The sequence below is a fragment of the Glycocaulis sp. genome (assembly GCF_052168375.1).
Classification (GTDB): Bacteria; Pseudomonadota; Alphaproteobacteria; order Caulobacterales; family Maricaulaceae; genus Glycocaulis.
Genome location: NZ_JBQLZR010000301.1, coordinates 1 through 10723, shown reverse-complemented (window position 1 = coordinate 10723; position 10723 = coordinate 1). Strand labels below are relative to the sequence as shown.

The 10723-nt window shown below is 64.5% G+C and carries 9 protein-coding genes; 4 read left to right on the top strand and 5 right to left on the bottom strand.

Annotated features, from left to right (window positions below; all coding sequences use genetic code 11):
- From ACTS2Z_RS12280 to ACTS2Z_RS12270, 3 genes are all read right to left on the bottom strand, one after another.
- Positions 1 to 1316 (bottom strand): phosphomannomutase/phosphoglucomutase (locus ACTS2Z_RS12280; protein WP_442573498.1); only part of this gene is annotated, 1316 nt, incomplete at its 3' end.
- 54 nt (positions 1317 to 1370) lie between these two features.
- Positions 1371 to 2369 (bottom strand): KpsF/GutQ family sugar-phosphate isomerase, encoded by a 999-nt coding sequence (locus ACTS2Z_RS12275; protein ID WP_442573497.1) that lies wholly within the window; start codon positions 2367 to 2369, stop codon positions 1371 to 1373.
- 124 nt (positions 2370 to 2493) lie between these two features.
- Positions 2494 to 2721 (bottom strand): hypothetical protein, encoded by a 228-nt coding sequence (locus ACTS2Z_RS12270; protein ID WP_442573496.1) that lies wholly within the window; start codon positions 2719 to 2721, stop codon positions 2494 to 2496.
- Positions 2722 to 2943: 222 nt separating this feature from the next.
- On the opposite strand from ACTS2Z_RS12270, the gene gpmA reads away from it, so the two are divergent.
- Entirely contained in the window at positions 2944 to 3669 is a 726-nt protein-coding gene (gpmA, locus tag ACTS2Z_RS12265) for a 2,3-diphosphoglycerate-dependent phosphoglycerate mutase (RefSeq protein WP_442573495.1), read from the top strand.
- Entirely contained in the window at positions 3654 to 4247 is a 594-nt protein-coding gene (gene ribD / locus ACTS2Z_RS12260; RefSeq protein ID WP_442573494.1) for a bifunctional diaminohydroxyphosphoribosylaminopyrimidine deaminase/5-amino-6-(5-phosphoribosylamino)uracil reductase RibD, read from the top strand. Before gpmA ends, ribD begins: the two co-directional genes overlap by 16 nt.
- Before the next feature lie 13 nt (positions 4248 to 4260).
- On the opposite strand, the gene ACTS2Z_RS12255 is transcribed toward ribD, so the two are convergent.
- Both ACTS2Z_RS12255 and ACTS2Z_RS12250 read right to left on the bottom strand, forming a co-directional pair.
- Entirely contained in the window at positions 4261 to 4632 is a 372-nt protein-coding gene (locus ACTS2Z_RS12255) for a hypothetical protein (RefSeq protein ID WP_442573493.1), read from the bottom strand.
- Positions 4633 to 4692: 60 nt separating this feature from the next.
- Complete coding sequence (locus ACTS2Z_RS12250; protein WP_442573500.1) at positions 4693 to 5769, bottom strand: glycosyltransferase family 4 protein; 1077 nt, start codon at positions 5767 to 5769, stop codon at positions 4693 to 4695.
- A gap of 159 nt (positions 5770 to 5928) precedes the next feature.
- On the opposite strand from ACTS2Z_RS12250, the gene putA reads away from it, so the two are divergent.
- Both putA and ACTS2Z_RS12240 read left to right on the top strand, forming a co-directional pair.
- Positions 5929 to 9075 (top strand): bifunctional proline dehydrogenase/L-glutamate gamma-semialdehyde dehydrogenase PutA, encoded by a 3147-nt coding sequence (gene putA, locus ACTS2Z_RS12245; RefSeq protein WP_442573492.1) that lies wholly within the window; start codon positions 5929 to 5931, stop codon positions 9073 to 9075.
- A 312-nt stretch (positions 9076 to 9387) separates the two neighbouring features.
- Positions 9388 to 10723: ribonucleoside-diphosphate reductase subunit alpha (locus tag ACTS2Z_RS12240; protein WP_442573499.1), on the top strand; the 1336-nt coding region annotated here is incomplete at its 3' end.

Sequence of the window (10723 nt, the reverse complement as noted above, 5' to 3'; positions counted from 1 at the left end):
CGCCCGGCAACCGGCTCGCCCTGATCCTTCTTCTCCTGGAAGCGGGCAATGATCCGCTCCACCACCTTGTATTTCACCTCGTCGGCGCAGGCCGGTGACATGGTCGGTGAGCCGAAACTGACCGGCAGGGCACGCTTGAGGTCCGCCATGGACTGGCCGGGATTATTGTCGAGCATGGCCAGCACACAGCGCGCTGCCGTCAGCCCGCAATCATATCCGCGCCCCACGGGCGGTTGCAGGAAGAAGTGGCCGGATTTCTCGAACCCCGCGAGCGCGCCCAGCGTGTGGGAGCGGCGCTTGATGTAGGAATGGCCCGTCTTGAAATAATCCGTCTTCGCGCCATTGGCTTTCAGAACCGGGTCGGTGGCGTAGAGGCCTGTCGATTTCACATCGACCACGAAAGTGGCGTCCCTGTATTCGCCAGACAGGTCACGCGCCAGCATCAGGCCGACCTTGTCGGCGAAGATCTCCTCGCCCTCATTGTCGACCACGCCGCAGCGGTCGCCGTCACCGTCGAAAGCGAGGCCGACATCGGCGCCATGTTCACGCACGGCATCGGCCAGTGCGTGCAGCATCTTCATGTCTTCCGGGTTCGGATTGTAATGGGGGAAGGTGTGGTCGAGATCGCAGTTGAGCGCGACCACTTCGACGCCCATCGCCTCGAGGGCCTGGGGCGCAAATGCGCCTGCCGTGCCATTGCCGCAGGCGGCGACGACTTTCAGCTTGCGCTTTGCCCGGAAATCGCCGGTCAGGTCGGCAAGATAGCGCCCGCGCACGCCGTCCTCGCGGACATAGCCGGCTCCGGGGCGCGCCTTGCCTTCACCACCGAGCACAATGGTCTTCAGCCGCCCCATCTCGTCGGGGCCGAAGGTGAGCGGGCGTTCCACGCCCATCTTCACGCCGGTCCAGCCGTTGGAATTGTGGCTGGCGGTCACCATCGCCACGGCCGGAATATCAAGATCGAACTGGGCGAAATACGCCATGGGCGAAAGGGCGAGGCCAATGTCGTGCACGGTGATACCGGCCTGCATCAGGCCGACTTCCAGCGCCTGCTTGACCGACAACGAATAGCTGCGGAAATCGTGGCCCGTCACGATATGCGGAGCGATGCCCAGCTCGTGCATGAGCGTGCCAAGCCCAAGGCCCAGCGCCTGCACGCCGTAAAGATTGATCTCCGGCGCCTTGTCAGAGCCCGGATGGCCGAACCACCAGCGCGCATCATATTCGCGAAAGCCGGTCGGCTTGATGAGCGGGCGCGTCTCGAACTCCCAGCTATTGGGTTTGAGATCAGCGCTCGGGCGCAGCGTATCGGTCATGGTCGGCCTCGTCGGAACGGTGTTTTCAAGATGCGGATTGGCACGAAGCGGGCGTCAGCTCAGTCCGGCACGCAACAGATCGTGGATATGCAACAGGCCCAGGGGACGGCGTGCCTCGTCGCACACGAATACGGACAATATCTTGTGGTTCCCGGCTGTCATCAGGCGCAGCGCATCGGCGGCTAGGTCAGACGGCCTCACGATCCGGGGATTGGCGGTCATGATCGCCTCTACCGGCGAGGCGGTCAGGTCCGGGCTCATATGACGGCGCAGATCACCGTCGGTGATGATGCCGGCGAGCTCGCCCTTGCGGGTGATACCAACACAGCCAAAGCCCTTCGAACTCATGACGATAAGGGCATCGGCCATGGCCGTGCCTTCTGCGACGAGAGGCATGTCCTCATGCATCAGATCGCCCGCTTTCAGGAAGGCCGCGCCGAGCGAACCGCCCGGATGGAAGGTCGCAAAATCGGCAGCCGTAAAGCCGCGCGCCTCGATCAGGGCCACGGCCAGCGCATCGCCATAGGCCATCATCAGCGTGGTGGAGGTGGTGGGCGCGCGTGTCTCGCCAGCGGCTTCGGGCGCATCGGGCACCAGAAGCAGATGGTCACACGCGCGGGCGAGCGTGCTCTCGGCTCCGGCGGTCAGCGCGATCAGTGGCACGCCGAAGCGGCGGCAATAGGCGGTCAGATCGCCCAGCTCGCGTGTCTCGCCGGATTTGGACAGCGCCAGCACGGCGTCGCCCGACGTGATCATCCCCAGATCGCCATGGCTTGCTTCTGCCGGGTGGACATATTGCGCAGGTGTGCCGGTGGAGGCGAGCGTGGCGGCAATCTTGCGCGCGACATGGCCCGACTTGCCAACGCCAGCACAGATGAGGCGGCCTTTCAGGGTCGCCAGCAGGCTGACCACCCCCACGGCGCGCTCGTCAAATCCGGCCTCCAGCGCCACCAGGCCCTCGCGCTCGATACGCACCGTGCGGCGCATGGCCTCGAGAATACGCGCCGTATCAATGCGGGCGGCAGGACGGTTCAGGCTGGGCGTGTCGGACATGGGCGGGCATGGGCCTTCGGTGAACCCGCATCCGGCCGCACGGGGCTTGCGCCGGGACGGCTGGCGGGCATGGGGCAATCACAGGGAGTGTGGCTTTAGCAGCGCACCGCCCGGCTGGCCAGTATCAGAAGGCGTGATGCCCGATATGGGCCGCGACGAAGGAGAGGAAGCGGTCCAGCGTTTCCTGGGTTTCGGTCTCGATGATGCGCGCGCAATCCCCTGCGCCAGGTTCCGTCATGTAGAACATGCATTCCTTGGTGCGCGCAGCCAGCTCTTCGGTGAAGCTTGCCACAAGCCGGTCGAGGAGTGCGGCTTCCTCGCCATTGGCCGGTATTACCAGTCTGCGGATCATCCCCCTGCCCCTTTTTCCCCGGTGGATGCGGTTCGTCCCGCATCTCGTATCCTGTCAGTGTGCGCCTAAACGGTGCGCATGCAAGCCACGCGCCGGTCAGCACACCCGGATTCGCGCCCGATATGTGTCATTTCTGTCAAGGCGGTTGCCGCCATGGTGGTCAAACGGGCGCGCGCGGGGTATTGCCGGGCGAGCCAGTGACTTGCCGGGAGTGCTTTGACGATGACGCGCCTTGTCCTTACCCGCCACGGCCAGAGCCAGTGGAATCTGGAAAACCGCTTTACCGGCTGGGTCGATGTCGACCTGACCGCCCGCGGCGAGGACGAGGCCCGCCGGGGTGGCACTCTGATGAAGGCGGCAGGCTTTGCCCCCGACATCGCCTTTACCAGCTATCTGCGCCGCGCTATCCGCACCGCGCAGCTGGGTCTCGATACGCTGGACCGGCTGTGGATTCCGATGATGCCGGACTGGCGCCTGAACGAGCGCCATTACGGCGCGCTGACCGGCCTGAACAAGGCTGAGACGGTCGCGGCACACGGCGAGGAACAGGTGCTCATCTGGCGGCGCTCCTTCGACATTCCGCCGCCGCCGCTGGACCGGGCCGATCCGCGCCATCCCGCCCATGAGGAACGCTACAGCCATCTCGATGCCGGTCTCCTGCCGGGCACGGAGAGCCTGAAGGATACGCTGGCGCGGGTCAGCGAATGCTTTGACGCTCTGGTCGCGCCGCGCCTTTCGGGCGGAGAGAGCGTGTTCATCTCCGCGCATGGCAATTCCTTGCGCGCGCTGGTGAAAATCCTCTTCCAGGTCAGCGATGACGACATTCTCAAAGTGGAAGTTCCGACCGGCAATCCGCTGCTGATCGAGCTTGATGGCCTGCGCCCGCTGGAGGCGCGCTATCTCGATGCGGATCGCGCCGAGGCCCTGCCCCCATGCCCGAAGGGCTGACCCATACCGATCTGCGTCTGATGGATGCGGCGCTGGCGCTGGCGTTTTCAGGCCTCGGCACCACCGCGCCCAACCCGTCTGTCGGCTGCGTCATTGCAAGGGACGGCAAGGTCATCGCCAGTGCCGTTACCGCCCCGGGCGGACGCCCGCACGCCGAGGCGCAAGCGCTGGAACGCGCTGGCGAGGCCGCACGCGGCGCCGACGTCTATGTGACGCTGGAGCCGTGCTCCCACCATGGAAAGACGCCGCCTTGCGCCGAGGCTCTCATCACCGCAGGCGTCGCGCGGGTGTTCGTTGCCTCCGGCGATCCGGATCCTCGCGTTTCCGGACGCGGTATCGCCCTGCTGCGTGAAGCGGGCATCACTGTCATCGAGGGTGTCCGGCGGGAAGACAGCGACCGGCTGAATGCCGGCTTCTTCACCCGCGTACGTACCGGCCTGCCGCTAGTGGCCCAGGATGCGCGGCCGGGCCTTTTCGACGCTGATCTGGTGCCTGGCCCGGCTGAAAGCCTCGATGAGGCAATCCAGCGCCTTGGGCGTGAGGGCATGACGCGGGTGCGCCTTCACGGCGCCTCATAAGGGGCATGACCCTTCAGAACACCAGGCCGCCCAGACCAAGCAGGCAGACAGCCGAAAATACCGGGAAAGCCGGAATGGCCATCGGGGACCGGCGGCTCCTGACGCTTGTCCATAACGCGGTCAGTGCCAGAAGTCCGGCAAAGGTCGCGGCTATGACTGCATAATCGCTGCGATGGGGCAGAAAGGCCGCTGCGAGAAAGCCTGCGGACAGCAAGCCCGGGGCCACGGTGCCGACATGCCACACGAAATAGGCCAGCCAATTGTGCTCCGGGGGAATGTCATAAGCGAGCAGCGGACGCACGAAGAGCCGCCCGCCGACAAGGACATGAAGGAGCATGCCCGCCAGCGAGACAATTCCCGCTGCAAGAAACCACCCGTTCATCATGGCTCGCTCCGGTCCGCCGTTGGGATTGCGCACCAGCGGGCATCAAAAGCGACGCAGAGTCTAGTTTTTGCTCCGGCGCAGGCGGCGCAGGCGTTTCCAGAAGCGTTTGCGCTCCGGGCGCGGCTGGGGCTTGAGGTTCGCCACGAATTGCTCGGTGCAGGCCCGCCATGAGTTCTGCTCGGCAAAGGCGCGCGCATCCTCGCGTTTCAGCTCCAGCGCCTGCAGGCAGGCTTCACGCAGATCATCGCTGACCACACCGGCATTGGAGCCGGGGATGATGTCGCGCGGGCCGGGCGCGATGAAGGCCGCAACCGGCGTGCCGCAGGCCATGGCCTCCAGGATCACAAGCCCGAACGTGTCGGTGAAGCTCGGGAAGACGAACACGTCTGCATCGGCAAAATGGCGCGCCAGCTCTTCGCCGGACTTGCCGCCGGTGAAATGGACGTCCTTGTACTTGCGTTTGAGCTCTTCCAGCTGCGGGCCGGGGCCGACCACGACCTTGGAGCCGGGCAGGTCGAGCTTGAGGAAAGCCTCGATATTCTTTTCCACCGCCACGCGGCCGACATAGGCAAAGACGGGCTTTGGCAGGTCCTTGTAGACCCCGCCATCAATCCCGCGCAAATCCGGGCGGAATTGTTCGGTATCAACCCCGCGCGACCAGGCCACGAGATTATTGAAGCCGCGCTTGACGAGACCCTGACGCATCGTCTCGGTCGCGACCATGATGCCGTTACCCGCATTGTGGAAACGGCGCATGAAGGCATAGCCCGCCGCCAGCGGAATGAAGGGGAAGCGGGCATGGACGTATTCGGGAAACTGGGTGTGGTAGCTCGTCGTGAAGGGCAGCTTCCATGACAGGCAGATGCGCCGCGCGACATGACCGAGCGTACCTTCGGTGGAGATGTGGATCGCTTCCGGCTCGAACGCGCGAAAGCGCGCTTCGAGATCATCGCGCGCGCCCAGCGCCAGCTTGATATCGGGATAGGTCGGCAGGGGAATCGTCTTGAAGCCGAGGCCGGGATGGATGACCTCCACCTCGTGGCCCATGGCCCGGCATTCCTCCACCGTGCGCGCCAGCGTACGCACCACGCCATTTACCTGCGGCTCCCACGCGTCGGTCACCAGCAGTATGCGCAAGGGCGTATTGTCCATGGGACACTGTCTCCTGAGATTCCAAGGGGGGTGCTCATACCCCGTTTTCGCGGGCAAGCGAAGGGCAACGGTGATGTGAACTTGCCTGCCCGTTCGCGTTGTGGCCAATGTCGGGCGCATAACAGGCCAGCCAGCAGGATCACCATGAGCCAGTCCGTTCCGCCGTCCGCCGCCATCGACTGGGATCAGATCGACACGCTGAAATTCGCGCCGGAAAGCGAGGCGGTTCGCCAGCTGAACGCGCAAGCCGGCCTCGATACGGACGCGCGCGCCCGCGTTGCGGCTGCGGCCATCGACCTTGTTGAGCGCGCCCGCGCGGCAAAGACCCGTACCGGGCTGATGGAATCCTTCCTTCAGGAGTTTGGCCTCTCCAACAAGGAAGGCCTTGCCCTGATGTGCCTTGCCGAGGCGCTGCTGCGTGTGCCGGACGCAAAGACCGCCGATGCCCTGATTGCCGAGAAGATCGGGTCTGGCGCCTGGGGCGAGCATGCGTGGAAATCGGAGAACTGGCTGGTCAATGCCTCGACGCTGGGCCTGATGATGTCCGGCTCGCTGATGGAGGTGGACCCTGAGGCGCGCCGCGATCCGGGCGCCTATTTCCGCTCCATTGCGGGGCGTCTGGGCGAGCCGGTCATCCGCACCGCGACCCGTCAGGCCATGCGCATTCTGGGCGAGCAGTTCGTGCTCGGCCGGACCATTGCCGGTGCCATCAAGCGCGGTCATGCCTGGAAGGTGCCGGAGGGTCATCACCCGCTCTTCTCGTTCGACATGCTGGGCGAAGGCGCGCGCACGCACCACGATGCCGAGCGCTATCATTCGCGCTACATGGACGCGATTGCTGCCGTGGCGAAAGCCCGGCGCGAAGGCCCCGCCGAAACCGTGGACGGTGTCTCGGTCAAGCTCTCTGCCCTGCATCCGCGCTACACGATCTTCAAGCGCGAAGCCCTGTGGCGCGAGCTTTACCCCAAGGTGCTGCAACAGGCCGAAGCGGCGAAGGCTGCCGATATCGGCTTCTGCCTTGATGCCGAAGAATCCGACCGCCTGGTCCTGCAACTGATGATCCTCGAGCGCCTGGCGCATGAGCCGTCGCTTGCCGGATGGAACGGGCTTGGCCTTGCCGTGCAGGGCTATCAGAAGCGTGCCCGCGCCGTCATCGGCAAGCTTGCAGAGCTTGGACGGGCGAGCGGGCGCCGCCTGATGGTGCGCCTCGTCAAGGGTGCCTACTGGGACACCGAAGTGAAGTTTTCCCAGATGAATGGCTGGCCGGACTTCCCGGTCTGGACAACCAAGGCGGCGACCGATCTCAATTATCTGGCCTGCGCGCGCGCCATGCTGGGTGAGCCGGAAACGATCTATCCGCAATTTGCGACCCATAACGCACACTCCTTGTGCGCCGTGCGTGAGATTGCCGCCGAGCTCGGCAATGAAAACTACGAATTCCAGCGCCTGCATGGCATGGGCGAGCCGCTCTATCTGGCTGCAGCCAGCGCCTTTTCCTTGCGCCCGGTACGCGTCTATGCGCCGGTCGGAAGCCATGAGGACCTGTTGCCCTATCTGGTGCGGCGGCTTCTGGAGAACGGGGCCAATACCTCGTTTGTCCACTCCTTCCTTGATCCGGACGTGCCTGCCGCCGATGTGGCGCGCGGCCCGTTTGAAGGGGCAGACAGCATGGACCGCCATCCCTTTATTCCGGCCCCGCCACGCCTCTACGGCCCGCACCGCAACAACTCCGCCGGTGTCGATCTGGCCCAGAAGGCTGTGCGCGAACGCCTCGCCGCGGCGCAGGCCAATTTTGACAAGGCCATGCCCCATGCCTGCGGCCCCATCGTGTCTGGCAAGGTACAGGGCGGAACGGCGCGCGAGCAGGCCGACCCGGCCCGCAAGGATGTCATCGTCTCGAAAGTGACCGAGGCGGACGAAAGGATTGTGGACGCTGCCTTTGCCGCCGCCGACAAGGCCTTCGAGGCCTGGGACCGCCAGGGCGGACCGGCGCGCGCCACGATCCTGCGCAAGCTCGCCGACGCGCTGGAAGCCGAAACCGACCGCTTCATCGCCATCCTGTCGCGTGAGGCGGGCAAGACCTTGAATGACGGCGTCGCCGAAGTGCGCGAGGCGGTCGATTTCCTGCGCTATTACGCTGCCGAGGCCGAGGCCAAGTTCGGTCATGCCAGCCGCCTGCCGGGGCCTGCTGGCGAGACCAACCATCTCGAACTTGGCGGGCGCGGCGTCTTCGCCTGCATCAGCCCGTGGAACTTCCCGCTTGCGATCTTTGTCGGCCAGCTCGCCGCTGCGCTGGCGGCCGGCAATACGGTCGTCGCCAAGCCGGCCGAACAGACGCCGCTTGTGGCCTTCGAGACCGTGAAGCTCTTCCAGAAGGCAGGTCTGCCGAAAGACGTGCTCCAGCTCGTTCCCGGTGATGGCAAGGTCGGCGCCCTGATGACCGGCCATGCCCTGCTGGGAGGGGTTGCCTTTACCGGCTCGACGGAAGTCGCCCGCATCATCAATCGCACGCTGGCTGCGCGCGAGGGCGCCATCCTGCCGCTGATCGCCGAGACAGGCGGTCTCAATGCCATGTTCGTCGACACCTCTGCCCTGAAGGAGCAGGTCGTCGATGATGCCGTCATGTCCGCCTTCGGTTCAGCCGGGCAGCGCTGCTCTGCCTTGCGCATTCTCTTCGTACCACGCGAGACCTCCGATTCGCTGATCGAAGCGCTCAAGGGCGCGATGGACGCTCTGGTGATTGGCGATCCGGCCGACCCGGCGACCGATATCGGCCCGGTCATCGACACCGATGCTCTGGGCATGCTGACAGACCATGAAAGCCGTATGGAGCGCGAAGCGACGATCCTGCACCGCGTACCCTTGAGCGACGCGCACAAGCAGGCGGGGCATTATTTTGCGCCGCTGCTGGTGGAGCTGTCCTCCCTCGACGGTATGGACCGCGAAGTATTCGGACCCGTCATGCACGTCATCCGCTACAAGCGCGCCGATCTGCCAAAGCTCGCCGCCGCGCTTGCGGCCAAGGGCTACGGGCTGACGCTGGGCGTGCATTCGCGTCTCCAGCGATTCCTTGATTCGGTGCGCGGCGCGGTTCCGGCCGGCAACACCTATGTGAACCGCAACATGATCGGCGCGGTCGTCGGCGTTCAGCCTTTCGGCGGAGAAGGCCTGTCCGGCACCGGCCCGAAAGCCGGGGGACCGCACTATCTCTACCGCTTCGCGGCCGAGCGTGTGGTGACGATCAACATTGCTGCGCAAGGGGGTGACCCGGAGCTGCTGAATCTGGGCTGAGGCGGACTGCAAGCCGGTATCGCGATTTCCACATTTAATCGCAGCAGGGCTATCGCCCCGAAAGCGTTAAAGAGTCCGGATGCGGAAAGCTTCGTGGTAAGGGTTCATTAACCAAAAAGTTGGGTTGAAGCGCCTTTGGGCCGTTGACGCTCGCCTAGACGCTTAGCACTATATGTTGCGGTTTCCGGGGGAAGCCACACAGCATGTATAGGTTTTGTTAAGGCGGCGCGCACAATCCGGCCCAGTGCCTCGGATTTTTGCGCCCTGCACGAAGGAGCGGTTTGGACCATGACGCCGTTTGACTCTGCACCGATGTCCGGCACCGCAACGCAAGGGCATACGCGCTCCCAGCGCGGCAAGCCCAAGGCGGTCACCTTGCGCCTCGTCGAGAGCGTGAAGACCGATGCGTCGCGTGATGAACTGCTCACCGATTTCGGCAAGAAGACCCTGGTCGACCGCTATCTCCTGCCCGGCGAAAGCTATCAGGACATGTTCGCCCGCTCGGCGAGCGCCTATGCGGACGACACTGCCCATGCGCAGCGTCTTTACGACTACATGTCGCGCCTCTGGTTCATGCCGGCGACACCGGTTCTTTCCAATGGCGGGGCCGAGCGCGGCCTGCCGATCTCCTGCTTCCTGAACTCGGTTGGCGATTCGCTCGACGACATCGTTGCCACCTGGACGGAGAATGTGTGGCTGGCCTCCAATGGCGGTGGCATCGGCACCTATTGGGGTCATGTGCGCTCCATCGGCGAGAAGGTCGGCCAGAACGGGCAGACTTCCGGCATCATCCCCTTCATCCGCGTGATGGATTCGCTCACCCTGGCGATCTCGCAAGGCTCGCTGCGCCGGGGTTCGGCGGCGGTCTATCTCGACATTCACCACCCGGAAATCGAGGAATTCCTCGAAATCCGCAAAGCCTCGGGCGATTTCAACCGCAAGAGCCTGAACCTGCATCACGGCCTGAACATCACCGACGAGTTCATGGTGGCCGTGCGCGAGGATGCCGACTTCCCGCTCATCTCGCCGAAATCGGGCGAGGTGGTGAAGTCCATCTCGGCGCGCAAGCTCTGGCAGAAAATCCTGGAGCTGCGCCTGCAGACCGGCGAGCCCTACATCATCTTCTCCGACACGGTGAACAACGCCCTGCCCGTCTTCCAGAAGAAGCTGGGCCTGAAAGTGCGCCAGTCCAATCTGTGCTCGGAAATCATGCTTCCGACCGGCGTCGACCATCTGGGCCGCGACCGGACCGCCGTGTGCTGCCTGTCCTCGGTCAATGCGGAGAAATTCCTCGAGTGGAAGGACGATCCGCTCTTCATCGAGGATCTGTTCCGCTTCCTCGACAACGTGTTGCAGGACTTCATCGACCGCGCGCCGGACGAGATGGACCGCGCTACGTATTCGGCCTGGCGCGAGCGGTCTGTCGGCCTTGGCCTGATGGGTTTCCACTCCTTCCTGCAGTCGATGAACATCCCGTTTGAATCGGCCATGGCCGCGAGCTGGAACCGCAAGCTGTTCAAGCATCTGCGTCAGGGTGCCGACCGGGCGTCGGTCAAGCTCGCCGAAGAGCGCGGCGCCTGCCCGGATGCGGCAGAGAGCGGTGTTAAAGCGGGCTTCTGGCACAAGCTCGCCAGATCGGAAGAGCGTC